We start from the raw sequence: 25066 nt of genomic DNA, 5'->3' as shown, positions 1-25066 counted from the left end.
TAATGCCGCTGCGCGGACCGCGGCGGCGGTGTCCGTCATCCGTCGAGCAGCCGCTGACCCACGTACTCCCCGGCGCGGGGGCCGGCCGGGACCGCGTACAGCCCACTGGACTCGTGCCGGATGAACTGCGACAAGGCGTCTCCCCGGTCGAGCTTGCGCTGGACGGGGACGAAACCGCGCAGCGGATCGGCCTGCCAGCAGATGAAGAGGAGACCGGCGTCGGGGGTGCCGTCCGCGGCGATCCCGTCGTGGAAGGAGAACGGGCGGCGGAGCATCGCCGCCCCGCCGTTCTGCTCGGGGGCCGAGATCCGGGCGTGCGCGTTGGAGGGAATGACCGGCTTGCCGTCGGGGCCGATCTTGTCGAGCTGCAACTTCGTGGTCTCGATGCCGCCCGTGAGCGGCGCACCGGTGGCCTTGGTCCGTCCGATGACCTGCTCCTGCTGGGCGACGGACTGCTTGTCCCAGTCGTCGAGGAGCATCCGGATGCGCCGCACCACGGCGTACGAGCCCCCGCCCATCCAGGCGTGTGCGGCCGGCCCGGGTCCGGCAGCGGGTACGAAGATCCGCCGGTCGAAGTCGGGCTCCGAAGGCTTCGGGTTGCCGGTGCCGTCGACCTGGCCCATGAGGTTGCGGGCGGTCATCGCCGTGGCGGTGGCTCCGGGGGTCCGGTTGAAGCCGTTCATCTGCCACCGGACCCGGGCCGCCTCACCGGCGTCCTTCTGGAGGGCGCGCAGGGCGTGGAAGGCGACCAGGCCGTCGTCGGCGCCGATCTGGACCCACAGGTCGCCGTTGCTGCGCTGGGCGTCGAGCCGGTCGGACGAGAAGTCCGGCAGCGGGTCGAGGGCAGTGGGGCGGCGGTCGGCCAGGCCGGTGCGGTCGAAGAAGGAATGGCCGAAGCCGAAGGTGATGGTGAGGGAGGACGGCCCGGCGTCCAGGGCGATGCCGGAGTCGGCCGTCGGCGCGGTCTCTCCCGCCATGAGCCGCCGGGCGGTGTCGGACCAGCGGCGCATCAGGGCGGCGGCCTCCTTGCGCCCGGCGCCGGGCGCAAGGTCGAAGGCGAGGACGTGCCCCTTGGCCTGCAGCGGAGTGGTGATTCCCGCCTGGTGGCCGCCGCCCTCGAAGGCGACCTGGGTGGCGCCCAGGGAGGCGAGGGATCCGGACGGACCGGCGGCTCCGTCCGCGGAGTCGGCCAGCGCGGAGTGCACCAGGGCTCCGCCGGTGGCGCCGAGCGCAAGCCCGGCCGCACCCGCGGCGCCGACGGTGCCCAGCAGTCGACGGCGGGAGATCTCGATGTCGGGGGTCTCGGTCACGCGGGTCAGCCGATCTTCACGTTCTTCTGGACGGTCGTCTGGTCGATGTCGGAGGTACGGACGGTCACGTCAATCCGCCATTCCCCGGCGAACGGCAGCTGGACGCCCGATGCGCTCCAGTGGCCGGGCGCCGCGCGTTCGGGCACGAGCGGGAGCGGTCCGATCTCCTGGGCCGGGAGGGTGAAGGCGACCTTGATCTCGGGGATGTCGAGAGGGCTGCCGTCGGGGTCGGTGACCCAGAGGTGGAGGGTGTTGGCGCCCACCCGGCCCGGGTCGACTTCGAGTCGGACCGAGCCCTTGCCCTTCGCGCCTCCGGTGTCGAAGGGGAGGGTGATCTTGATGGCCCGGTTGGGGACGGCCGCGGCCGGGGTGGTGCGACCCGCCTCCTGCTCCGCGGCGCGCCCCGGCTCCGTCCCGGTGAGCACGGTGGTCACCGCGAGCAGGGCGACCGCGACGGCGGCCTCGGCGAGCACGGTGCGGCGCAGGCCCGCCCGGGAGGGATCGGCGTCTCGGGCCTGCTTCTGCCGCGCGTTCTCACGGGCGGCGCGCTGCCTGGCCAGCTGCGCGGCCCGCTTCGGGTCCTCCGTGCCTGCGGTGCGGACGCCGACGGCCGATGTTTCACGTGAAACAGCGCCTCGCGTTTCACGTGAAACATTGCGCTGGGGGACGAGCTTCGCCGCAGTCCCGGCTGCCGGGTCGGACAACCGCGCGGTCCAGTTCCGGGAGAGGCAGGCGACTGCGACCAGGACGGCCACCAGGCCGATCTTGACGAGCAGGAGCTGCCCGTAGCTCGTGCCCGTGAGGGCCCACCAGCTGCCGAGCTGACGCCAGGACTGGTAGATCCCGGTGGCCGTGAGGACCAGGACACAGACGAAGGCGACCTTCGAGAAGCGCTGGACGGCCTCGCGCTCCATGTCGGGCACGCGGTGGAGGGCGACGAGCAGCGCGGTGAGCCCGCCGAGCCAGAGGGCGACGGCCATCAGGTGCACGATGTCCACCGGCATGGCGATACCGGGCTGCACACCGGTGGAGGCGTGCTCGGCAAGGGCCCACGTGGCGGCGATACCGCCGGCGACGACGGTCCCGCCGACGCTGAGGCCGAAGAACAGGTCGCCGGTGTCCTTGCTCGCGTTCTCCTCCCCGGCCGGGGCGGTCTGACGCCGGGCGTACGCACCGAAGAGCACCGCGACGAACAGCGCTGCGGCCCCGAGGAGGAGCAGTCGGGAGACGAGGGAGGCGCCGGTCTTCGTCTCCAGTACCGACTTGAGCCCGCTCAGGTCGAGGGCGTCGGCGAACTTTCCCGAGCCGGTGTACGGGTTGCGGAGCACGACCATCACGAGGGTGGCTGCGGTGAGGGTGACCCAGCCCCGCAGGACGAGCTTCTGCAGCGGGCGCTGCGCCGCGCCGCGCCGCCAGCACAGAAGGATGAAGGCGGCGCCCCCGACCAGGACGGTGAAACCGGCGTAGGCGGCATAGCGGGCGACGCCGTACGCGATGCCCACCGGACCGCCGCCGCCCTGACGCGTGGGCAGGATGACACTCGTGCTGGACGGTGCCCCGATGGAGAAGGTGAAGGCCCCCGAGACGGGGTGACTGTCGGCGGAGACCGCCTGCCAGGCGACGGTGTACGTGCCGTCAGGCAGGCCGGAGTGCAGGGCGGTGCCGTAGCGGATGGTGGATCCGCTGCACATGTCGCGCAGTTCGCCGGTGTCCACGCGTTTGCCCTGGGGGTCCATGACGCGGATGGAGTCGTCGCCCATGGCGACCTGCTCCGAGAAGGAGAGGGTGACCTGAGCGGGGGCCGTGGCGACCACCGCCCCGTCCTGGGGATCGCTCGCGGTGAGCGCGGCATGTGCCGTGGCCGGCGCGGCAGCGGTGAACAGCGTTGCCAGCAGGGCCGCGAGGACCAGCGTGAGCCGTGGCAGCAGAGCCGCGGCCCGGACGCGGGCGGGGGAGGGGGCGAGGGCGGTGGCCGTCATGGCGTGTCAGTACCTCGGTCCGTCAGTGGGCGTTGCCATCGGTGGATGTCGGAGCCTGGGCGTTGTACGTCCGTTCCTTGACGTCCAGCTCGACCTTGACCGGGTCGGCCTTCTCGAAGCGCAGCTCGACGGTGACCTTGTCGCCGACGTTCGGCTTGTTCCTGAGCCCCATGAACATGATGTGGCTGCCCCCGCGCTCCAGCTTGAGCTCGCCGTTCGCAGGCACGTCCATGGACGGGACCTGCTGCATCTTCTGGTCCTTGGTCTCGTGGATCTGCAGATCGTCGGAGAGGGCACTGGTGACCGCGGTGAGCTTGTCGGCGGTCCCGGAGTCGTTCTTGATGACCATGAACGCGCCGGCCATCTTGTCGTTCACCGGTTCCGGCATGTAGGCCCCGCTGACCGTCATCCTCGGCTTGGCCCCGTCGGCCTTGGCGCCCGAGCCGGAGCCGGAGTCCGAGGAACAGCCGGATATGGCGAATGCTGCCGTCAGGGAGAGGGCGGCGGCGAGGGTGCGGGTGGTGCGGGCGTTCACGGGTTCTCCCCCTTGACGATCTTCGGCAGGTCCTTGGTGTAGTCGTCGACGGTCGTGCCCTCGCCGTAGAGGAGGTATCCCTCGTCGGTCTTGGGCGAGAACGCGATGACCTGGGCGCCGTGCATGGACACGACGCTGCCGTCGGCCTGCTTCTTGGGCGCCTCGATACCGATGCCGAGGGTGCGGGCGGCGGCCTGGATGGTGGCGAAGTCCCCGGTGAGCCCCGTGAAGGAGGGGTCCTGGGACCGGAGCCACGCGCCGAGGGAGTCGGGGGTGTCCCGTTCGGGGTCCGTGGTGACGAAGACGACCTGGAGCCGGTCCTGGTCGGCCTTGGGAAGCGCCTTCTTGGCGACGGCGATGTTGCTCATCGTGAGCGGGCACACGTCGGGGCAGTTGGTGTAGCCGAAGTAGATGAGCGTCGGCTTGCCCTTGGTCTGCTCCCGCAGGTTCCACGGCTTGCCCGTGGTATCCGTCAGGACGAGGTCCGGCTTGTCGAAGGGGCGGTCGAGGACGGTCGCCTTGCCGGTCTTGGTCTGGCCGGTGATCTGGGTGACCGAGCCGGTCTTCGCGCTCTCGCCGCCGCAGGCGGTGAGGGCGAGTGCGGCCGCCGCCACGAGGGCGGCGACCGTCACACGTGTGCTGTGCATGGAGGAATGTCCCTGGGATCGGGGGTGGTCTGGCTCAGGCCTACGGCCTGACGGTCCGATAGGTCAGGAGGCGCGGCGGCGCGAGGCGATGCCGAACGCGAGCCCGCCGAGGCCGACGACGATGCCCGTGACGCCCAGGGCGCGGGCCGTCGTGTCGGAGCCCTTGGCGGCCGCCTCCTCGTGCTCGTCCTTCGTGGTGTCGCCGGCGCCGGCCGCGGCCGGCTTCTTGCCGTCGTCGTGATGGTCGGCGGCCTTGGCGGCGGTCAGCTTAAGGACGGGCGCCGGGTTCTGCGGCTCCGCGGCGCCTTCCTTGGCCTCCTCGATCCACCGGACGACCTCGTTGTTGTCGTACGTCTGGATCGCCTTGAAGACCATCTGGTCGGCGTTCTCGGGCAGCTTGCCGACGGAGACCGGGAACTGCTGGAACTTCCCGGGCTCGATCTTGCCGCCGCTCCACGTGACCTTGGTGACCGCCTCGTTGATCTGCTTGCCGTGCACGGTGAGCGGCTTGTCGAGCTTGCTCTTCTCCACGGTCACGGTCCAGCCGGGGATGTCCTGCGGCATGACGGACGTGAGCGGCTGGTCGACGGGGAAGTTGACTTCGAGCTGCGTGGTCGAGGCGTTGTCGCGTTCGTTGGGGACCTTGAAGTTGAGCGTCGCGTAGCCGCCCTTGGCGGCCTCGCCGGGCTGCACGCTGACGTGCGCGAAGGCGGTGCCGGACAGGACGAGGACGGCGCCGGCGGCGAGGGCGGCGGCGAAGGAGACGCGAGAGGTCTTCATGCGGGGACACTCCTACAGAGCAGAGGTGGCGGTGGCTCCGCGCACGGGCGCGCGCGGAGTTCGCGGCACCGGTGCTCCCCCGGCCCGGGGAAGGGGTGCCGCGTCAGGCTGCGAGGACGAGCGCCGCGGGCGGGCCGCGCCTGATCACCGTGTGGTGGAGTGCCTCCCGGCCGGTGTCCGCTGCTGCCGCCCCGGCGGTCCGGGTACGGCGCGGGGCACGGGCGGAGGGGTCCGGGAGTCCGGCGGCGAGGGCCCGTACGAAGGCCAGCGCGGCGCGCAGCGGACGGACGGGGTCGGATCCCGCGGAGGCCCGGGACAGTTCGAGGAGGCGGAACAGGGCCGCCTCGCCGCGTGCGAGCAGCCAGCCGACGGCGAGCGCGGCCAGCAGGTGCCCGGCCAGCATGGCCGGGCTGAACAGTGCGGTGTCCGGGGCGGAGGAGGCCTGCACCATGGAGGCATGGCCGGCATGCCCCTGCGCCGCCAGTTCGGCCGTCATGGCGGCCGGGTCCAGTCCGGCGGTCTCCAGGACCTGCCGGGCGTCGGCCGGGCTGAGCGGTACGGAGTTGCCGCCGCAGATCAGCCGGGCGGCGAGGGCCGGCAGCGCCGAGTCGGGGCCGGCAGGTGCCGGGGCGGCCGCACGGTGCTGCCCGAGGCCGAAGACGGTGTGCAGGCCGAGCTGCCCGGTGGTGAGTCCGACCGCGATGCCGGTCAGCGAGCGCCGTCGTCCCGCGAGCAGAGCCGTGACCGCGAACACCGCCAGGAAGGCGACGGTGAGGGCCCACCACGGGACGGTGGCGCAGGACGCCACCGCATGCCCCGCCGCGGACAGCACGACGCAGACCGCGGTGAACACCGCGGCCCGGATCAACCGGAGACCGGCTCCGGCGGACGTCGTGTGGGGGGCAGTCATGGCCGGGACATCATCGCACTGCGCTCCGGCCCTTCATACGGCAGGTCCGGAAGGTCGTGAGTGACCCCGTACGAGGGTGTTCCAGGCCTACGGGGTCCAGACGTCGGCATACACGCCCCGCCGGGAGTGCCGCATCGGCCGAATGAGGGCTCTGACGGCCGCCGGGGGCTTACGGTCCGCCCGGCGCGGCAATAGGTAACCGTATGAGCATCTGGTGGTCTCTCCACTTGAGGCGCGAAGCCGCGAGCGTGCCGCTCGCCAGGCGACTGCTGCTCGGGACGATGGAGACCGCGGGGGTGGACCCGGACATCTCCTTCGACCTGTCGGTGGCACTGAGCGAAGCGTGTGCGAACGCGGTGGAGCACGGCGGGCCGGTGGCCGGCACCGGTTCCGGCGGGGGATCCGTCCCCGAGGCGTGCGCGGCGTACCGCGTCACCGCCTATCTGGACGGGGACTGCTGCCGGATCGAGGTGACCGATTCCGGCCCGGGCTTCCCGGCGGCGACGGTGGCCGGGCACAGACCAGCGCCGGCCGCGCCCGCCGCCCCGGCCGCCACCGCGGAGTGCGAACACGGCCGGGGCCTGTGGCTGATCGAGGAGCTCGCCGACCACGTCAGACTGCGCAACCGTCCGGGCCGGGGCGCGGTGGTCAGCTTCGACAAGGTCCTCAAATGGCGCGAGGGAGCGCTGCTGAAGGTCTCGTGACACGAAGGGCGGGACCTCGCACGGAGGTCCCGCCCCTGTGACACGAGCGCCGCCGGCGGGCCGGTGCGCCGTCGGCGTCAGCCCTTCAGGCGCGCCATCCAGGCCTCGACATCGGCGGAGGCACGGGGCAGTCCGGCCGACAGGTTCCGGTTGCCGTCCTCCGTGACGAGGATGTCGTCCTCGATCCGGACGCCGATGCCCCGGTACTCCTCGGGCACGGTCAGGTCGTCGGCCTGGAAGTACAGGCCGGGCTCGACGGTCAGGCACATGCCCGGCTCCAGCGTGCCGTCGACGTATGCCTCGGTGCGCGCGGCGGCGCAGTCGTGGACGTCCATGCCGAGCATGTGGCCGGTGCCGTGCAGGGTCCAGCGGCGCTGCAGGCCCAGCTCCAGGACGCGCTCGACCGGGCCCTCCAGCAGGCCCCATTCCACGAGCTTCTCGGCCAGCACGCGCTGCGAGGCGTCGTGGAAGTCGCGGAACTTCGCCCCGGGCTTCACGGCCGCGATGCCGGCCTCCTGGGACTCGTACACCGCGTCGTAGATCTTGCGCTGGATGTCGGTGTACGTGCCGTTGATCGGCAGCGTGCGGGTGACGTCCGCGGTGTAGAGGGAGTGCGTCTCGACACCGGCGTCCAGCAGGAGGAGGTCGCCGGAGCGGACGTCGCCGTCGTTGCGCACCCAGTGCAGGGTGCAGGCGTGCGGGCCGGCGGCGCAGATGGAGCCGTATCCGACGTCGTTGCCCTCCACGCGGGCGCGAAGGAAGAAGGTGCCCTCGATGTAGCGCTCGGAGGTCGCCTCGGCCTTGTCCAGGACCTTCACGACGTCCTCGAAGCCGCGGACGGTCGAGTCGACGGCCTTCTGCAGCTCGCCGATCTCGAACGCGTCCTTCACGGCGCGGGCCTCGGAGAGGTAGACGCGCAGTTCCTCGTCGCGCTCGGCGGTGACCTTGTCGGTCAGGGCCTTCTCGATGACGGCGTCGTGACCGCGGACGGCGCGCACCGGGCCGGTGGCCTCGGCGAGCGCGTCGGCGAGCTCGCGCACGTCCTTGGCGGGGATGCCCAGGAGCTGCTCCGCCTCGGCGAGGGAGTGGCGGCGGCCGACCCACAGCTCGCCCTGGCCGGAGAGCCAGAACTCGCCGTTCTCGCGGTCCGACCGGGGCAGCAGGTAGATCGTGGCGGTGTGGCCGGCCTCGCCCGCGGGCTCCAGGACCAGGACGCCGTTCTCGGTCTGGTCACCGGTGAGGTACGCGTACTCCGTCGCGGCGCGGAAGGGGTACTCGGTGTCGTTCGAGCGCATCTTGAGGCGGCCCGCGGGCACGACGAGGCGCTCCCCGGGGAAGCGCGCGGACAGCGCGGCGCGGCGGGCCGCGGTGTGCGCGGCCTGGGCGATGGGCTCAAGACCGTGCAGCTCGGTGTCGGCCCAGCCGGTGCGCATGTTCTCGGCAAGTTCGTCGCTGACGCCCGGGTACAGCCCGTTCTTGCGCTGCTTGTGCTTCTTCTGGGGCTGCTCTTCTTCCGGGGTCTCCGGGGTGAGCTCGTCCGCCACGTCTTCTCCTCAGCTACGACAGGACCGGGTATGGACCGCGTCCATCGTATGTGCGAAGGGAAGATGCCAGGCGGCAGATGTGATAAATCAGTCAAACCGGGCAGCGAGCAGGACGATGTCCTCCCCCGGCACCTCCGCCGCCGACGCGGATCCGGCCGACCCCGCGAACCCGACGGACCCGAGGTGGCCAGCGGAACCGGCAGGACCGGCGGAGCCCGACACCGCCGGGTCGTCCTCCGGCAGTACCGTCCGCAGGATGTGGTCGCAGAGGGCCGCCGGGTCCTCGCGGGCGCCGCGGGGCACCCCCGCCGCCGCGGCGTGCAACCGGGCGTAGGCGCGGTCCATGGCGTCGCCGGTGCGCCGCAGCAGCCCGTCGGTGTAGAGCAGCACCGTTTCTCCGGCCGCAGGTTCGATCTCCACGCTCGGTGCTTCCCAGCAGGCGAGCATCCCGAGCGGCGCCGAGAGGGTCGTCTCCACGTACTCGGTGCGCCGCGGGCCGATGAGCAGTGGCGGGGTGTGCCCGGCCCCGGCCAGGAGGATCTTGCGGTGGGCCGGTTCGCAGTAGGCGAAGAGCGCGGTCGCCGAGCGCGCCGACTCGGTCAGGCGCAGCAGCAGCTCCAGGTCGGAGAGGACCGCGACCGGGTCCTCGCCCTCCATGACGGCGTACGCCCGCAGCGAGGCCCGCAGCCGGCCCATCGCGGCGACGGCGCTCGGCCCCGCCCCGGTGACGGAGCCGACGGCCAGGCCGAGGGCGCCCTCGGGCAGCGGCAGGGCGTCGAACCAGTCGCCGCCGCCCTGCGGTCCGGTGTGGTGGCGGGCGGCGAGCTGCACCCCGGGGATCCGGGGGAGCCGGCTGGGCAGAAGCTCCTCGGCGACGGTGGCCAGCCGGCTGCGGGAGCGCTCCACCTCCAGCATCCGGGCCAGGTGCTCGGCGGCGTGCCGGACGTAGAGCCCCGCGAGGTCGCGCTGGCGGTCGCTCGGCTCGGCCTGCTCGTCGTAGAGCCAGACGGCCGCGCCGAGTCGCCCGGTGGCCTCGGCGACCAGCGGCAGCGCGTAACTGGCGGCGTACCCGAGGCGGGCGGCCACCTCGCGCTGGCGGGGGTCGACGGGGACGCCGTACCCGCCGAGGCCGGGGGGCGCGTCGGGCTCGGGGAGCACCTCGGAGCCCCCCTGGGCGTCGGGCAGTCCGTCGAGGATGCGGCCGTACGAGGTGGCGGCGCGCGGCACGGTCTCGATGTGCCCGAGATCCGCCCGGCCGAGGCCGAGGCCGATCGTGGTGCTGGGCCCGAGCCCGTCGGAGGGCTCCAGGACGATCAGGCCGCGGCGGGCCCCCACGAGGGCGGCTCCCGCGCGCAGGAACTCCTGGAGGGAGGATTCGAGGTCGCAGGCGCGGGCGAGGCGCTCGGTGAGCTCGTGGAGGGTGGTGAGGTCGGAGACCATGCCCGCGAGCCGGTCCTGGATCAGGGTGCCGGGGCCGGGTGCGGGGGTCGGTGCGGGGGCTGTCCGGACGAGCGCGGGCGCGGCAGTGTGCGGGACCGCGGTAACTGCTGGATCGATTCCAGCCACTTTCGGCAGATGCGGGGCGCTCATGGCGTCCGCCTTTCCACCTGGTGCGATTCGCCATATAGCATCGCAAACCCCCAGATCGTGCTGCGCCGCCATCAATGAATCCACATCTACACGCACACGAGGATCGATGTCCAGCATTGCCCAGCTGGGAATCCTGGTGTCCGTGGGACTGCAACTCACGGTCCAGCCAAGGCTAGAACTTGGCTGGAAAAAGAGGGAAGCGGACGGTTTTTGCGATCGACTGGTCGGGCGTCAGAGCGGGCCCGGGTACGTAATCGGTGGTGTCCGGGGTCAGTTGGCGCAATCCGGCACCAGCCGGGAGTCGCCCGGCACCGTCGGGAACCACCCGGCATCCGCCGGGAACCGCCCGGTGCGAGCCGTCGTCCTTAGCGGCGGCAGCCGGTCTCGGCGCCGGCGCGGGTAGCGTTCCGCCCCGCCGGACGTTTCACGGCCCTTGTAAGAAAACTGCACGAACCGTGTGAACCTGCTTCTGGCGGACAGTGACGCGAAACGTGTACGTGTGGTGAGACACCGCTTACATGGTGTGATGTGGCCCTCGGCGTTCAACGGAAAGGAACGAGCGCTCATGCGCGAGATCCTCGGAAGGCGTCTCCGGCGGCTCCGCAATCGCCTGAAATCCCTCCGTCCCGTCCCGGGGCAGAGCGGTGATCCGGCGCTCCTCGACACGGCGCTCACCTGCGCGACGGCCTGGCAGTGGCCCGTGCTGCCCGGGGTCGGCCGCTGCGGTGCCGACGGCCGCCGGTGCGCCTGTCCCGACCCCGACTGCGTCGTTCCCGGCGCGCACCCCTTCGACCCGGGCCTGCTCGCGGCCACCACGGACCCCCGCATGGTGGCCTGGTGGTGGGCCAACCGGCCCGCCGCCCCGGTCCTGCTCGCCACCGGCGGGGCCGCCCCCTGCGCCGTGAGCCTGCCCGCCGCCGCTGCCGCGCGTGCCGTCGTACGGCTGGACGCGCAGGGCATGCGGCTCGGGCCGATCGTGGCCACGCCGACCCGGTGGTCCCTGCTGGTGGCGCCGTACTCGCTGGAGCGACTCGGCGAACTCCTCTACGCCAAGGACCACGTGCCCTCCGCGCTGCGCTTCCACGGCGAGGGCGGCTACCTGTTGCTGCCGCCCTCCCCCGCGTCCGGCGGCGGGCAGGTGCGCTGGGAGCGCCGGCCCGCCGGCGCCGGGAGCCCGTGGCTGCCGGAGGTCGAGGCCGTGGTCGACGCACTGGTCGAGGCGAGCAGCGGTGCGTCCGGCGGTGGCAGCCGGCTCGCGTACTGAGTCTCGCGTACTGAGTCTCGCGCACCGAGCCTCGCGCACCGAGTCTCGCGTACGGAGTGCACAAGACGATGTCCGCCGATCACTCGTACGGGTGTCGGTGGGACGAGTTTCCAAGGGAATTGGGCGCGGGGATCTCCGCGTCCCATTCCCGCATCGCTATCTTCGCCGAATGAATCTCCGCTTGATCGGTATCAGCGCCGGTGTGCTGATCATCTTGTCGCTCCCGCTGGCAGGAGCGATCGCCGGACCCGATTTCGCCGGTCAGGATGACGGAAAAGGCGGCGGCTTGTTCTCGTCCCTCGGCTTCGGCGATCCATCGGGCCGGTCCCGTACGGCGACACCCGGCGCAGCGCCCGCCCGTCCGTCCGCATCCGCGATGCCCGCCACCCCCGCGCACTCCGCCCCGCCCGCGGCTCCCGGTCCGTCCGAGCAGCCGCGTACGGACTCCCGCTGCGGGCCCGAACTGTCCGCCCCACAAGGGCTGGAGGCGCAGACCTGCATTCTCGTGAGCGAGGGCCGGACCTGGGGTCGCAGCTACTACCGCAACACCAGCGGCCACGCGCTGGACGCCGTCCTGACGCTGATGGGCCCGGCGGGGCGTACGGTGCAGATCCGCTGCGCGGTGGGGGCGGAGGATGATCCGGGGCTCTGCGAGACGCCGCGTGAGGCCTCGGCGGGAACACCCGACAGCTACTCGGCCGTTGCGGAGTTTGCAGTTCCGGATGATGAAGGGCGGCTGCTGCTGCGGTCCGGGAGCAACGCACCGGCTCCGGCAGACGGTTGACCTGCCGCGGAAATGGAAGGGCCCGATCGCTGGCGACGGGGGATGCACCAGCGACCGGGCTACAAGAACGGTAACAAGAGATCGCCTGTTCGCAAATTCGATCTCTGATATTCAGACACCGATTTGCAGACGATTAGCGGGAGTTGTGACCCCAGTCACCGGCCCTGCGGGACCTGCGGCGGTCAGCTCAGCGTGATCTGCCGATTGGTGAGGCCACCGCGCGCCCGGCGCTCGTCGGCGGTCAGCGGAGCGTCCGACGCCAGGGCCGTGGCCAGCCGCTCCGCGAAGGCGGCGGCGGGCTTCTCCACGTCGTCGGCGCTCACTCCGGTGGGCAGGTCCCAGACGGGGACCATCAGGCCGTGGGCCCGGAAGGAACCGACCAGTCGGGTGCCTTCACCGAGCGAGGAGCTGCCGGCGGCGTGCAGCCGCGCGAGGGCGTCGAGCAGCTTCTCCTCGGGGTGCGGCATCACCCAGCGCAGGTGGTTCTTGTCCGGGGTCTCGCACCAGTAGGCCGCGTCCACGCCGGCCAGCTTGACCGTCGGGATGGCAGCCGCGTTGGCGCGCTCCAGCGAGGCCGCGATCTCCGGCGAGGCGTTCTGGGCGTTCTCCGCATCCGGAATCCAGAATTCGAAGCCGCTGTGCACAACCGGCTCGAAAACGCCGTCCGTGTCCAGGAGATCCTGAAGTCGGGAACCCTCGGCGGGAACCCGGCGAGCCGGAACGGGAGTACCCGGCTCCGCCAGGAGCGCGCGCTGCAGGGTGTCCGCCATGTCCCGGGCGAGGTCCCCGGTGGTCGAGTCGTTCTGCAGGGCGAGCAGGACGGAGCCGTCTTCGCGGCGCAACGCGGGCCAGGCCATGGGGAGTACGGTCACCAGGGTGACGGAGGGGACCCCCTCCGGCAGACCGCCCTTGAGGGAGAGCGGGACGGTGGCCGCGGGCACGAGCTCGCGCAGCGCCACCCAGTCGCACTCGCCGGGCAGGCCCTCGAAGGGGCGCTGCACGTGCTCGGTGACGGCGTGCGCGGCAGCCGCGCCGTGACAGGCCTTGTAGCGGCGCCCGGATCCGCACGGGCAGGGCTCCCGCGCGCCCACCACCGGGATCTCCCCGTTCTTGAGCTGCGGCTTTGCACTCTTGGCTGCGGGGCGCTTCTTGGCCATCGTGGGTGTCTCCCGGTTGCGGCGGTACGGCTTGTGTCTGGGCGGGAGCCTAGTCGTTCGTACCGCCGGAACCGGTGTTGTGCGGCCGGGAGCACGGTCGGCGTGCGCTCCCGGACGGCCGCCTGTGCGGATGGCCTGTGCTGCGGGTCGTTCAGGTGTACGGCGGGCGGTGATCTGACCGGCCGGGCCGGTCGGATCCTTCGGGCCGTTCGGACCGGTCAGGGCTCCAGATCGTCGAAGGCGGTGCTGAAGTCGATCGCCGGGGGCGCAACGCGCGTAGCGAAATCCTCGTGCCGGGGCCCGCACGCGACGATCACCCATACGGTGACCTCGCCCGCCGCACCGTCCCGGACACCCCAGTCCTGGGCGAGGGCGCTGATGATGTTCAGCCCCCGGCCGCCGCGGGCGGTGACCGAGGGCGTGGAAGGAACCGGGCGGGTGGGACCGCCCCCGTCCGTCACCTCGACCGTCAGCCGTCCCGCCCTGTCGATGCGCCATGCGGCGCGTATCTCCCCGTCCCCGATCTCGCCCGCGCCCAGTGGTCTGCCGTGGCGGCAGGCATTGCTGAGCAGTTCGGAAAGGATCAGTACGGCGTCGTCCACGACCGAATCGGACACTCCGCTGATACGCAATTGCTCACGCATGCGGTGTCTCGCCTCGCCCACGCCAGCAGGACCATGGCGTACGTCCATGCACGACGACGTGGGCACTTCCTGTGCCACCACCAACGCCACCCCCGGAACCTCCTTAGCCCCACGCCATGGTCTGGATGCCCCAATGGCCTGGACCGGAAACCGCCCTGGCCGGGCCCTGTGACGCATTCATGACCACCGGTTGCGGAGCGGATGCGCCGGGGCACGCCCTGTCACCGACGGGCCTGCTGGGGCGGGTGCGCAAATGGGGACGTCAGCGTCCGAGCTGGGACAGAACCTGCCGCGGTCGGTTCGTGATGATCGCTTCCACACCCAGATCAGCGCAGAGCTGAACGTCTTCCGGCCGGTCCACTGTCCATACGTGTACGGAGTAGCCCGCGGCCTGGAGCCTGCGGATGAAGCCGGGATGGCTGCGCACGATCCGCATGCCCGGTCCGGCGATCCGTACGCCGGCCGGCAGCCGCCCGTCGCGCATGCGCGGGGAGACGAACTGCATCAGGTACACGGTCGGGACCGTCGGAGCGGCCGCCCGCACCCGGTGCAGGGAGCGCGCCGAGAAGCTCATCACGCGGACCGGGTGGGGGCCCTCGGCGGGCGGGGCGTCCAGCCCGAACCGCTTGAGGAGGAAGAGGAGGCGCTCCTCCACCTGTCCGGCCCACCGGGTCGGGTGCTTCGTCTCGATGGCGAGCTGCACCGGCCGCCCGGCGTCGGCGACCAGCTCCAGCAGCCGCTCCAGCGTGAGCACCGAGGTGCGCTCGGGGTCCGCGTCCCAGTCGGGCGACTCCTCGCGGTCCTTCCAGGAGCCGAAGTCGAGGGCGGCGAGATCGGCCAGCTCCAGGGCGGAGACGGCGCCGCGGCCGTTGGAGGTGCGGTTGACCCGGCGGTCGTGGACCAGGACCAGATGGCCGTCGGCGGTGAGCCGGACATCGCATTCGAGGGCGTCCGCGCCGTACTCGATGGCCTTGCGGTACGCGGCCAGGGTGTGCTCGGGAGCGTCCTCCGAGGCTCCTCGGTGGGCGACGACCTGGATCGGAAGCGGCGTTGCGTGGGTCACCGGGTCATGGTGCCACCGCGAGGCCTTCGGGTGACGGCCGAGTCCTGGGGATGCGCCGGAAATGCCGGAGATAAAGGATGGGGGAGACGCACAGGTCCGGCTTACAGTGCTCTGACGGGTCATGGGGAAGGCTTTTCCCTGGAACTTGTGCGGCACGTCGAACGTTCAGTCGGGCCGAAGAGCAGGATTGTCTGAAGCCGTGTGTGACGAGGAGAGAGCGCTGTGAGCACCGAGAACGAGGGCACCGCGGCCCCTACGCCCCCCGCGGCCCCGTCCGCACCACCGGTGGCCACTCCCGCCCCCGAGGCGCCCGCGTCCGTGCCGGCAGCCGAGGCCACGGCCGCCCCGGGAGCCCCTGCCGGACCGCCCGCACCCACCACACCGCCGGCATCGGCCGCCGCTCCGGCTGCCCCGGTCGGCGCTGCTCCGGCGGCGTCCGGCGCCACGGCGCCCACCGCCGAGCCGGTGACCCAGCAGCTTCCGCCGACCCCCGCGCCGGGCACCGAGCCCACGCAGCAGATCCCGCCCACCCCGGCATCCTCCGGCGCCCCGCCCTACCCGCAGGCCCCGGCACCGGCCGCGCACGGAGCCGAGGGCTGGCCGCCCCCGCCGCCCGCGGTCCCGGCGTACGGCGCGGGCGGAGGCCAAGGGCACGGCGGTTGGGGCACGCCGCTGACCACCGACGGCCACCCGCCCGCGAAGCCGAAGGGCAGGGGCGGCCTGATCGCGGCCGTCCTGGTGGCGGCCCTCCTCGCCGGCGGCGTCGGCGGCGGCGTCGGCTACTGGGCCGCCGAGCGGGGCAACGACGGCACCGGCTCGACCACGATCTCCGCGAGCAACACCCCCAAGGACATCAAGCGGGAGGCCGGTTCGATCGCGGGCCTGGCCGCCGCCGCGCTGCCGAGCGTCGTCACCATCGAAGCCTCGGCAGGCGACGGCGAGGGTGGCACCGGCACCGGCTTCGTCTACGACCAGCAGGGCCACATCCTCACCAACAACCACGTGGTGGCCTCTGCGGCCAACGGCGGCAAGCTCTCCGCGACCTTCTCGGACGGCAAGAAGTACGAGGCCGAGGTCATCGGGCGGGCCCAGGGCTACGACGTGGCCGTGCTCAAGCTGAAGAACCCGCCGTCCGGTCTCAAGCCGCTGGCGCTCGGCGACTCCGACAAGGTCGCCGTCGGCGACCCGACGATCGCGATCGGCGCGCCCTTCGGCCTGTCCAACACCGTCACCACCGGCATCGTCAGTGCCAAGAACCGTCCGGTGGCCTCCGGCGACGGCTCCGGAAGCAAGAGTTCCTACATGAGCGCGCTGCAGACGGACGCCTCGATCAACCCGGGCAACTCCGGCGGCCCGCTCCTCGACGGGCGGGGCGCGGTCATCGGCATCAACTCCGCCATCCAGTCCGCCGGCAACGGCGGCTTCGGCGGCGGCCAGGCCGGCTCGATCGGCCTCGGCTTCGCCATCCCGATCAACCAGGCCAAGAACGTCGCCGAGTCGCTGATCAAGACGGGCAAGCCGGTGTACCCGGTCATCTCGGTCTCCGTGGACCTCCAGTCCAAGGTCGAGGGCGCCAAGATCTCCGAGCAGGGCGCCCCCGCCAACGAGCTGGTCGACCCGAACGGGCCGGCCGGCAAGGCCGGCCTCAAGCCCGGCGACGTGATCATCAAGTTCGGCGACAAGCCGGTCGACAGCGGCCCGACCCTGATCAGCGAGATCTGGACGTACAAGCCGGGCGACGTGGTGAAGCTGACCTACCTGCGCGACGGGAAGCCGTCCACCGTCGACATCACGCTCGGCTCGCGGGTCGGCGACAAGTAGGGCTTCGCCACCTCCACGCCTGACGAGCAGTGGCCGGATGGTGAGGGGCCGTGGGCGCGATTACGCCTACGGCCCCTCCCAACGTCCGCTTATGCTTCCCCTGTGTTCGATTCGCGGCATATCAGGACGTTCCACGAGGTGGTCGCCTCGGGGTCCTACTCGGCGGCCGCTCGCGTCCTCGGCTACACCCAGCCGGCGATAACCCAGCAGATGAAGGCCCTCGAACGGGCCGTGGGCACTCCGCTGTTCACCCGCATCGGCCGCAGGATGAAGCTCACCGAGGCCGGGGAGTCCCTGGCCCGGCACGCCGAGTCCATCCTCGGCAGCCTCTCCGCCGCAGAGGCCCAGCTGAAGGCGTACGCCCGGCTGCGGACCGGGCGGGTCCGGCTGTGCGGATTCCCCAGCGCCAACGCCACCCTCGTCCCCGAGGCCCTCAGCGGCCTGGCCAAGGACCACCCGGGCATCCAGGTGGAGCTGCTGGAAGGGGAGCCGCCCGAGTCGCTGCGCCGACTGGAGCGCGGGGAGTGCGACATCACCCTCGCCTTCACCTACCCGGGGCTCCACGAGGAGATCCCGGAGGAGGTTGCCGAGGTCAGGCTGCTGGAGGACCAGTTGACGGTGCTGCTCCCGACGGGGCATCCCCTGGCCCGGCGCCGGGCCGTGCAGCTGGCCGACCTCGCAGAGGAGAAGTGGATCGCGGGCTGCCCGCGCTGCCGGGCGAACCTGCTGCACGAGTGCGCCGAGCTGGGCTTCGTGCCGGACATCCGGTTCGCGACCGATGACAACCTGGTCGTGCAGAGCATGGTCGCGCAGGGGCTCGGTGTCGCGATGATGCCGGCGCTGGTGCTGCCCTCGCTCTCGCTGACCCGGGCCTGCGGGCGGGCGCTGCAACCCGCCGCCCGGCGGCACATCGCCGCGTACGTCTACCGGGAGCACCTGCGCGTACCGGCGACGGCCGTAGTGCTGGAGGAGCTGAAGAGAGTGGCCTTGAACCGGGTCGGCTGCTGACCGATTCATAAGCACGGCTTGGGAATTCGGGTCAGAACTGTCGTTGGACGTGATGGATCGGCAGCAGGACGCTGCCGGTATGACCACCACAACACCGGCCCGCACGACCGCGAGGATGGCCGCCCTCGTCCGTGAAATCCGTACGGTCGTCGACCGGGGGTTGGCCCCGGACCTGACCGCGTACCTGGTGGGCGAGCTGCTCGCCCCTCATCTGGGGAGCGACGACCTGCTGACCGAAGCGCAGCAGGAGGGCGACCCTGAGCGCTACCGCCAGCACATCCTGCATGCCGAGTCCGACGGCAGCTTCTCCGTGGTCGCGCTGGTCTGGCTGCCGGGGCAGGAGACCTGCATCCACGACCACGTGTCCTGGTGCGTGGCGGGGGTGCACCAGGGCCAGGAGAGCGAGCGCCGCTACCGCCTGGCTCCCGGGGCGGGTCCGGCCCGTCTGGTGGCGACCGAGGACGTGGTCAACGGTCAGGGCGAGGTCTGCGGGTTCGCGCCGCCCGGAGACATTCACAAGGTCCGCAACTCCTGTGCGGACAAGGCGATATCCGTCCACATCTACGGCGCGGACGTGTCCCGGCTGGGTACCAGCATCCGCCGTACCTACACGCCGCCCGTCGACTGATGGCCCTCCTCAACCGCCCGCAGAGCCTGGCAGTCCGGCATGTTTCACGTGAAACACCGTCATCCTGGCCGGGTTTGGGGCTTGCAGCCGCCGGGGTCCTGGTCGCCTGGACGGTGCACCGCCTGCTGCCCGCGGTGCCGATGCTGACCGCGTCGGTGGTGCTGGGCATCGCCGCAGCCCACCTGCCGGGCCTGCGAGGGGTCGTACGCGGCATCGGACGTCCGGGCCTTTCCCTGGCCGGCCGGCGCCTGATGCGGATCGGCATCGTGCTGCTGGGCCTCGGTCTGGGCCTGGACCAGGTGTTCCGGCTGGGCTGGACGACGGTGCTGATGGTGGCCGCTGTGGTCGCGGCCACCTTCTTCGGCACGCTCTGGCTGGGGCGCAGGCTCGGTCTCCCCGGCGACCAGCCGCTGCTGATCGCCACCGGGTACTCGATCTGCGGAGCCTCGGCGATCGGCGCGGTGAGCCAGGTGTCGGACAGTGACGAGGAGGACGTGGCCTCCTCGGTGGCCCTGGTGACCCTGTGCGGGACCCTGGCCATCGCGGTACTCCCCCTGCTCCAGGGCCCGTTGGGGCTGACCGACCCGGCCTTCGGCCGCTGGGTCGGCGCGAGCGTCCACGACGTCGGCCAGGTCGTGGCCACCGCGCAGACCGCGGGCCCGGGGGCCCTCGGCGAGGCGGTGCTGGTCAAGCTGATGCGGGTGGCACTACTGGCCCCGCTGGTGGCAGCCGTGGCCTTCTCGGTACGGGCGCGGCGGCAGGGCGTGCGTACGACCTCGGGGCGCCGTCCCGCGCCGGTTCCGCTGTTCGTCGCCGGCTTCCTCGCCGCCGCGGCTCTGCGGACCACCGGGGTGCTGCCCGATGCGGCGCTGGAGTGGGCCCACACCGTGCAGGAACTCCTGTTGGCGGCCGCCCTGTTCGGCCTGGGAAGTGCGGTGCACCTGCCCACGCTGGCCCGGACCGGGGGCAGGGCCGCCGTCCTGGGACTGGGGGCCTGGGTGGTGGTGGCGGGCGTCTCGTACGCGGGGGTGCTGCTCACCGTATGAGGGAGTGTCGCCGACCGTACGAGGGGGCACGGATGCCAGGGCGGCGGATGCCGAGGGAACGGATGACAACGGATCGGGCGGCAGGCGAACGGGTGGGAGTTGGCCAATTCCTGGCCGGAACCGACCGAACGTTCTGACTGTCTCCTGACTTCTCGTGCCGTGCGTGCGACCCTGCGGCCGATCCGCACCGACAGCTCTTCACCCCCACCCTGTCCGGTCCGAGGGGACCGGGCACGGCAGAAGGAGTCAGGCGTGATTCGTCATCGCACGGCAGCATCGGTCCTCCTGGCGGCAGGCGCCCTCCTTGCGGGCGCGCTGACGGCGGCCACCCCCTCGGCTGCCGCCGACACCCCCGCCTCGTTCACGCAGCAGCACACCCAGGGCTTCTGGACCGCGGAGCGGATGCGGTCCGCGGTCCCGCTGGACGTGACGGCGGCGCCCGGGGTGGCGCGCACCCCGGTCGCCATCTCGGCCCGGCCCACCGCCATCGCCCCGACGGCTCCCTCCGCGGCGGCCTCGCCGACCTCCTTCCCGCAGGCGGGCGGTGCGTGGACGGGCGGCGGGGCGGTCGTCAAAACCTCGGGCCGGGTCTTCTTCACCTTCGGGGACCGGACCGCCTCCTGCTCCGGTGACTCCATCACCAGCGCCAACGGCAGCACGGTCATCACCGCGGGCCACTGCGTGAAGTACCAGGGCGCCTGGCACACCAACTGGATCTTCGTCCCGGGGTACGAGAACGGCAACGCCCCCTACGGCCAGTGGTCGGCCACCAAGACCTTCGCCACCGACCAGTGGGCCGCCAGCGAGGACATGAACATGGACGTCGGCCTCGCCGTCGTCGCCCCGCTGAACGGCCAGAAGCTCAGCCAGGTCGTCGGAGCCCAGGGCATCCTCTTCAACGGCGGCTACAACAAGAAGATGTACTCCTTCGGCTTCCCCGCGGCCGCACCGTACGACGGCACGAAGCTCATCTACTGCAGCGGTTCCACGGGCAAGGACTTCCTGCTCACCAAGGACCACAGCCTGGGCTGCAACATGACGGGCGGCTCCAGTGGCGGCCCCTGGTTCCAGGACTTCAACGAGTCCACGGGCCTCGGCACCCAGGTCTCGGTGAACAGCTTCGGCTACACCTTCCTGCCGAACCGCATGTTCGGCCCGTACTTCGGCAACGAGGCGAAGGCGGCGTACGACAAGGCCCAGACCTCCTGACCAGACCTCCTGACCGCCCCGCCCGGCCGTCCCGGCACAAGGCCGCCCCCGCCGACCTCCCCCAGCCGGTAGGCTGTAGCCGCTCCGTCCCAGCTGGGACGGGCAGGGTGGGTTGCCCGAGCGGCCTAAGGGAACGGTCTTGAAAACCGTCGTGGCGCAAGTCACCGTGGGTTCAAATCCCACACCCACCGCCACAGACCGGCGAACGTGCTGATCAGAAGGGGCGCCCCTCCCGAGGGGCGCCCCTTCGTCGTGCAGCCGGGACGGCCTGGTCGACGGCTGCGGGGCCTTGGTTCTTCCGAGTGGTGTTTGTCGGAAGATCGGCGCGCGTCGGTGAAGCGGTGCGGTTGCGGACACATCATGCCGAATGTATGCAGATCCGCCCGTCGGAACTTTGCGAATCGAGGCACCCGTCATGGCCCACCGCATCACCGTCGCGTCCCTGTGGACCGCCGTCGTCTCCGCGCTCGTCGCGCTCCTCGCTTCCCTCGGGTTCGGTCGCAAGACGGCTCCGTCCGCCGTCGTCGTTGCCGCGTCCCCCCGGCCCGCGGCCGCCGCCGTGCGCCGGCCGGCCGTGCCGGTGGCCCGGCGGACCTGGCGGGCGGTGATGCGGGGCAGGGCGCTCCCGCCCACCATCAAGCAGCGCATCCGGGCCGAGGCCCACGGCAAGTCCCCGTCCGTCCGCCGCTCGGCCCCCGCGGCCGGCGCCGCCGCGGACTGGCCCTTGGCGCCGGTCTCCCAGGCCACGGAGCCGTCGGGGCCGTGCCCCGCATCCGCGTCGGCCGTGGCGCCCGTGGCCGCCGGGCCCGCCGGATCCGGCCGTGGCCGTACGGTCCGAGCCGCCCGCCAATGGCTGGCGCTCGCCGCCTAGTGGCAGGTGCCCGGCGTGCGGGGCCTGCCCGCGCCGCCAGGGCGTACGGGCGGCGAACGAGCTTCCGGCGGATGCCGGGAGTGTGCAGGAGCTGAGCTTGGGATCGCAGGGCCGCAGGCCCGGGAGACGGTGGGGTTCCCGGACGGAGCGGCCCTTTTGGCGTGTGCGGGGGCCTGAGTGCGGTGAAACGTTTCCGCTCTGGCCGGTTCGCCCGCACCTCCCGCCCGCGCGACCTTGACATCGGACAGGAATCTGACGGACAGTCAGTTTCACTCGAACGATGCGATGCCGGGAGGCCAGCACCGTGCACCTCGCCCCGACCGAAGACCAGTTGCGGCTGCGCGCCGAGCTGCGTGAGTACTTCCACGATCTGCTGCCGGACGGGCTGCCCGAGGACCCGGCCGCCCAGCGCGCGCTACTGCGCCGCATCGGCGCCGACGGTCTGCTCGGCCTCGGCTGGCCCGTCGAGTACGGGGGACAAGGACGGGGTGCGGACGAGCAGTTCGTGTTCTTCGACGAGGCCTACCGGGCGGGTGCGCCCGTCTCCATGGTCACCCTCAACACCGTCGGCCCGACCCTCATGAAGTACGGCACGCAGCAGCAGAAGGACTACTTCCTCCCCCGGATCCTCAGCGGCGAGATCGTCTTCGCCATCGGATACTCGGAGCCCGAGGCAGGCACGGACCTCGCCTCCCTGCGCACCCGTGCCGTGCGCGACGGCGGCCCGGACGGCGACTGGGTGGTCGACGGGCAGAAGATCTTCACCTCCAACGCCCAGAACGCGGACTGGATCTGGCTCGCCTGCCGCACCGACCCGAACGCCCCCAAGCACAAGGGGATCTCGATCATCCTGGTCCCCACCGATGTCCCCGGCTTCACGTGGACCCCGATCGAGACGGTCGGCGGACTCACCACCACGGCGACGTACTACGACTCCGTGCGCGTGCCCGCCGGCCATCTCGTCGGCCCCGAGCACAGCGGCTGGGGCCTGATCACCAACCAGCTCAACCACGAACGCGTGGCCCTGGCCGCCATCGGCATGCAGGCCGAGGACTTCTACGCGGCTGCCCTCGCCCGTGCCCGGACCCCCGACCCCGCCACCGGCGAGCGTCCCGCCGACCGCCCCTGGGTGCAGTCCCGGCTGGCCGAGGCCCACGCCCGGCTGGCAGCCGTACGGCTCCTGAACTGGCGCCTGGTCCAGGACGTGGGCAACGGCACCCTCGCCCCCGGCGACGCCAGCGGCGTCAAGTTCCTGGGCACCGAGTCCGCCGTCGAGGTCTACCGGATGTGCCAGGAGGTGGTGGGCGAGGAGGCGCTCATCCGGGGCCCGGGGCCGGAGCAGGGGCCTGCGGTCTTCGCCGGCGGTGAGCTGGAGCGGATGAACCGCGCCGCCCAGATCAACACCTTCGGCGGCGGGGTCAGCGAGGTCCAGCGGGAGATCGTCGCCATGATGCGGCTCGGCATGAAGGGGAGGAAGCGATGACCGCCACGGCGGACGACGACGACACGGCGCAGGACGGGGGCCGCGCCGGAGCCGGGGGCGCAACCGAGGCCGGAAGTGCGGCCGCAGCCGACGCCCGCGCCGGTGCCGATGACCGTTTCCACGCGCTGCTGCGGGCCTTCGAGGGGCAGCCCGCCGCCACCGCCGGACGCGGCAAGGACCCGGTCAACGAGCCGATGATCCGCCACTGGTGCGAGGCGATGGGCGATGCCAACCCCTCCTACACCGGCCCCGACGCCATAGCCCCGCCCACCATGCTGCAGGCCTGGACGATGGGCGGGCTCTCCGGTCACGGCGGCCGCTCCTCCGCCTACGACGAGCTCCTCGCGCTCCTCGACGGCGCGGGCTGCACCTCGGTCGTCGCCACCGACTGCGAGCAGGAGTACCTCCGCCCGCTGCGCCCCGGCGACGCGATCACCTACGACGCCGTCATCGAGTCGGTGTCGCCCCGCAAGACGACCAAGCTGGGCACCGGCCACTTCGTGACCACCCGCATGGACGTCCAGGCGAACGGCGAACCCGCCGGCACCCACCGCTTCCGCATCCTCAAATACGCACCCGACGCCCCCCGGGACCGGCAGCAGAAGAAGGCGGCGGCTGCCCGGCGCCCCCGCCCCGTGGTCAACCGCGACAACCAGGGCTTCTGGGACGGCGTATGCGAGCACCGGCTGCTGATCCAGCGGTGCACGGCCTGCGCGACGCTCCGCTTCCCCTGGCTGCCCGGCTGCCATGCCTGCGCCGGCCTCGACTGGGACACCGTCGAGGCGTCCGGCGCGGGCACGGTCTTCTCGTACGTCGTCATGCACCATCCGCCCTTCCCGGCTTTCACCGCGCATGAAGACGGCGCCGGCGCGGGAGGCCCCTACGCGGTCGCGCTGGTCGAACTCGCCGAAGGAGTCCGGATCATCAGCAACATCACCGGGATCCCCTACGACAAGGTCCGCATCGGGCTGCCCGTACAGCTGGAGTTCCTGCGGGTGGACGAGGAGCTGGAACTGCCCGTCTTCCGGGGGAGCGAGGGCTGATGGACTTCCACCCCACCGAGGAACAGGCCGCTGCGGCCGGCCTCGCCGCCCGGATCTTCACCGACCTCGCCACCCACGAACGCCTCGCCGCGGCCGGCACCGGCAGCGACGCCGAGCTGTGGAAGGCCCTCACCTCCGCCGGACTGGTCTCCGCCGTGGAGGACGTCGGCCTGCTTGGCCTGGTGCTGCTGCTGGAAGAGCAGGGCCGCACCACCGCGCAGGTCCCGTACGCCGCCACCTGCGCGTACGGCGTGCTGCCGGTCGCCGCCCACGGCAGTCCCGAGCAGCGCACCCGCCTGCTGCCCGCGCTGGGCTCGGGCGAGGCGGTGGCCACCGGCGCCTTCCCCGCCCGGGGCCGTTTCCTCGCCTCCCCGGACGGCCGGCTCACCGGCACCGCCCCGGTCGTGCCCTGGCTGCGCGAGGCCACGCACGTCCTGGTCCCGGATACGGACCGCGCCCTGTGGCTCGTACGGACGGACGCAGCCGGCGTGCGTACTTCGGCGGTGGAGACCACCGCCCCGTGGGCGGCGGGCCGGCTGACCCTGGCCGACGCCCCGGCGGAACGCCTCGGCGGGGAGGGCGCCCACGACGAGGTGCTGGCCGCCGCGCGCACCGCCTTCGCCGGACTGCAGGCGGGCGTCTGCGCGGGCTCGCTGGCCCGGGCGGTGGAATACACCTCCACCCGGGAGCAGTTCGGCCGGCCGCTCTCCACGAACCAGGCCGTGATGCTGCGCGCGGCCGACGCCCATATGGACACGGAGGCGATCCGGGTCACCGCGTACGAGGCCGCCTGGCGCATCGACGAGGGACTACCGGCGCACGAGCACGCCCTGACCGCGGCCTGGTGGGCCTCGGAGGCCGGCAAACGGGTGGTGCACGCGGGCCAGCACCTGCACGGCGGCATGGGAGCGGATCTGGACCATCCCGTCCACCGGCATTTCCTGTGGGGACGCCAGCTCGACGCCTACCTGGGCTGCGGCAGCGAACTGCTGGCCGAGCTGGGCGCACTCCTGTCCGCCGGATCCGAGGGGGAGGCCGCATGAACG

Annotated in this window: 23 protein-coding genes and 1 tRNA gene; 13 read left to right on the top strand and 11 right to left on the bottom strand. The window is 72.1% G+C overall.

Annotation, left to right across the window (positions count from 1 at the left end):
* Positions 1–35: 35 nt before the first annotated feature.
* From efeB to ABZ128_RS02335, 6 genes are all read right to left on the bottom strand, one after another.
* The gene (efeB, locus tag ABZ128_RS02360) at positions 36–1310 is read right to left on the bottom strand and encodes an iron uptake transporter deferrochelatase/peroxidase subunit (RefSeq protein WP_356845583.1); all 1275 of its coding nucleotides are present in this window, start codon (positions 1308–1310) and stop codon (positions 36–38) included.
* Between the two features lie 5 nt (positions 1311–1315).
* A complete protein-coding gene (locus ABZ128_RS02355; protein WP_356845582.1) occupies positions 1316–3289 on the bottom strand; it encodes a copper resistance protein CopC in 1974 nt (657 codons plus the stop codon).
* Positions 3290–3311: 22 nt separating this feature from the next.
* Complete coding sequence (locus ABZ128_RS02350) at positions 3312–3824, bottom strand: copper chaperone PCu(A)C (protein ID WP_356845581.1); 513 nt, start codon at positions 3822–3824, stop codon at positions 3312–3314.
* Positions 3821–4471, bottom strand: a complete 651-nt coding sequence (locus tag ABZ128_RS02345) for an SCO family protein (protein WP_356845580.1) — start codon at positions 4469–4471, stop codon at positions 3821–3823. The genes ABZ128_RS02350 and ABZ128_RS02345 overlap by 4 nt, the downstream gene beginning before the upstream one ends.
* Positions 4472–4534: 63 nt before the next feature.
* A complete protein-coding gene (locus tag ABZ128_RS02340; RefSeq protein ID WP_356845579.1) occupies positions 4535–5251 on the bottom strand; it encodes a YcnI family protein in 717 nt (238 codons plus the stop codon).
* A gap of 103 nt (positions 5252–5354) precedes the next feature.
* The gene (locus ABZ128_RS02335) at positions 5355–6161 is read right to left on the bottom strand and encodes a hypothetical protein (RefSeq protein ID WP_356845578.1); all 807 of its coding nucleotides are present in this window, start codon (positions 6159–6161) and stop codon (positions 5355–5357) included.
* A gap of 203 nt (positions 6162–6364) precedes the next feature.
* Between ABZ128_RS02335 and ABZ128_RS02330 the strand changes: the two genes are divergently transcribed.
* Entirely contained in the window at positions 6365–6865 is a 501-nt protein-coding gene (locus ABZ128_RS02330) for an ATP-binding protein (RefSeq protein ID WP_356845577.1), read from the top strand.
* Positions 6866–6942: 77 nt separating this feature from the next.
* On the opposite strand, the gene ABZ128_RS02325 is transcribed toward ABZ128_RS02330, so the two are convergent.
* Together ABZ128_RS02325 and ABZ128_RS02320 are read right to left on the bottom strand one after the other, a co-directional pair.
* Positions 6943–8409: an aminopeptidase P family protein gene (locus ABZ128_RS02325; RefSeq protein ID WP_356845576.1), complete on the bottom strand. Its 1467-nt coding sequence runs from the start codon at positions 8407–8409 to the stop codon at positions 6943–6945.
* 87 nt (positions 8410–8496) lie between these two features.
* Positions 8497–10116, bottom strand: coding sequence for a PP2C family protein-serine/threonine phosphatase (locus ABZ128_RS02320; protein WP_356845575.1), 1620 nt, complete (start codon positions 10114–10116; stop codon positions 8497–8499).
* Between the two features lie 448 nt (positions 10117–10564).
* Here ABZ128_RS02320 and ABZ128_RS02315 point away from each other — a divergent pair, with 448 nt between their 5' ends.
* Positions 10565–11263, top strand: a complete 699-nt coding sequence (locus ABZ128_RS02315; protein WP_356845574.1) for a bifunctional DNA primase/polymerase — start codon at positions 10565–10567, stop codon at positions 11261–11263.
* A 376-nt stretch (positions 11264–11639) separates the two neighbouring features.
* Entirely contained in the window at positions 11640–12047 is a 408-nt protein-coding gene (locus ABZ128_RS02310) for a hypothetical protein (RefSeq protein ID WP_356845573.1), read from the top strand.
* A gap of 182 nt (positions 12048–12229) precedes the next feature.
* Here the strand turns inward: ABZ128_RS02310 and ABZ128_RS02305 are convergent, their stop codons facing one another.
* From ABZ128_RS02305 to ABZ128_RS02295, 3 genes are all read right to left on the bottom strand, one after another.
* Positions 12230–13204 carry a DUF5926 family protein gene (locus tag ABZ128_RS02305; RefSeq protein ID WP_356845572.1) on the bottom strand — a complete coding sequence of 325 codons (975 nt, stop codon included), beginning with the start codon at positions 13202–13204 and terminating at the stop codon, positions 12230–12232.
* 218 nt (positions 13205–13422) lie between these two features.
* Positions 13423–14025: an ATP-binding protein gene (locus tag ABZ128_RS02300; protein ID WP_356845571.1), complete on the bottom strand. Its 603-nt coding sequence runs from the start codon at positions 14023–14025 to the stop codon at positions 13423–13425.
* Positions 14026–14110: 85 nt separating this feature from the next.
* Entirely contained in the window at positions 14111–14911 is an 801-nt protein-coding gene (locus ABZ128_RS02295; protein WP_356845570.1) for a glycerophosphodiester phosphodiesterase, read from the bottom strand.
* 222 nt (positions 14912–15133) lie between these two features.
* On the opposite strand from ABZ128_RS02295, the gene ABZ128_RS02290 reads away from it, so the two are divergent.
* The 10 genes from ABZ128_RS02290 to ABZ128_RS02245 all read left to right on the top strand — a co-directional run bounded on the left by ABZ128_RS02290 (position 15134) and on the right by ABZ128_RS02245 (position 25063).
* Positions 15134–16732 carry a trypsin-like peptidase domain-containing protein gene (locus ABZ128_RS02290; RefSeq protein ID WP_356845569.1) on the top strand — a complete coding sequence of 533 codons (1599 nt, stop codon included), beginning with the start codon at positions 15134–15136 and terminating at the stop codon, positions 16730–16732.
* 102 nt (positions 16733–16834) lie between these two features.
* Positions 16835–17740 (top strand): LysR family transcriptional regulator, encoded by a 906-nt coding sequence (locus tag ABZ128_RS02285; protein ID WP_356845568.1) that lies wholly within the window; start codon positions 16835–16837, stop codon positions 17738–17740.
* Positions 17741–17819: 79 nt separating this feature from the next.
* Entirely contained in the window at positions 17820–18368 is a 549-nt protein-coding gene (locus ABZ128_RS02280; RefSeq protein WP_356845567.1) for a cysteine dioxygenase family protein, read from the top strand.
* Positions 18368–19414 (top strand): putative sulfate exporter family transporter, encoded by a 1047-nt coding sequence (locus tag ABZ128_RS02275; protein WP_356845566.1) that lies wholly within the window; start codon positions 18368–18370, stop codon positions 19412–19414. Before ABZ128_RS02280 ends, ABZ128_RS02275 begins: the two co-directional genes overlap by 1 nt.
* Positions 19415–19666: 252 nt before the next feature.
* Positions 19667–20623: a peptidase gene (locus tag ABZ128_RS02270; RefSeq protein ID WP_356845565.1), complete on the top strand. Its 957-nt coding sequence runs from the start codon at positions 19667–19669 to the stop codon at positions 20621–20623.
* Positions 20624–20729: 106 nt separating this feature from the next.
* Positions 20730–20817 (top strand) — tRNA-Ser (locus ABZ128_RS02265).
* A 221-nt stretch (positions 20818–21038) separates the two neighbouring features.
* Positions 21039–21494 (top strand): DUF6344 domain-containing protein, encoded by a 456-nt coding sequence (locus ABZ128_RS02260; RefSeq protein WP_356845564.1) that lies wholly within the window; start codon positions 21039–21041, stop codon positions 21492–21494.
* Positions 21495–21798: 304 nt separating this feature from the next.
* Complete coding sequence (locus tag ABZ128_RS02255) at positions 21799–22977, top strand: acyl-CoA dehydrogenase family protein (RefSeq protein WP_356845563.1); 1179 nt, start codon at positions 21799–21801, stop codon at positions 22975–22977.
* Positions 22974–24020, top strand: a complete 1047-nt coding sequence (locus ABZ128_RS02250; protein ID WP_356845562.1) for an OB-fold domain-containing protein — start codon at positions 22974–22976, stop codon at positions 24018–24020. The genes ABZ128_RS02255 and ABZ128_RS02250 overlap by 4 nt, the downstream gene beginning before the upstream one ends.
* Entirely contained in the window at positions 24020–25063 is a 1044-nt protein-coding gene (locus ABZ128_RS02245; RefSeq protein ID WP_356845561.1) for an acyl-CoA dehydrogenase family protein, read from the top strand. The genes ABZ128_RS02250 and ABZ128_RS02245 overlap by 1 nt, the downstream gene beginning before the upstream one ends.
* Positions 25064–25066: the final 3 nt, after the last annotated feature.

It is taken from the genome of Streptomyces sp. NPDC006326 (genome assembly GCF_040612915.1).
In the GTDB taxonomy this organism is placed as follows: Bacteria; Actinomycetota; Actinomycetes; order Streptomycetales; family Streptomycetaceae; genus Streptomyces.
This window is presented reverse-complemented; position numbering and strand designations above follow the sequence as displayed.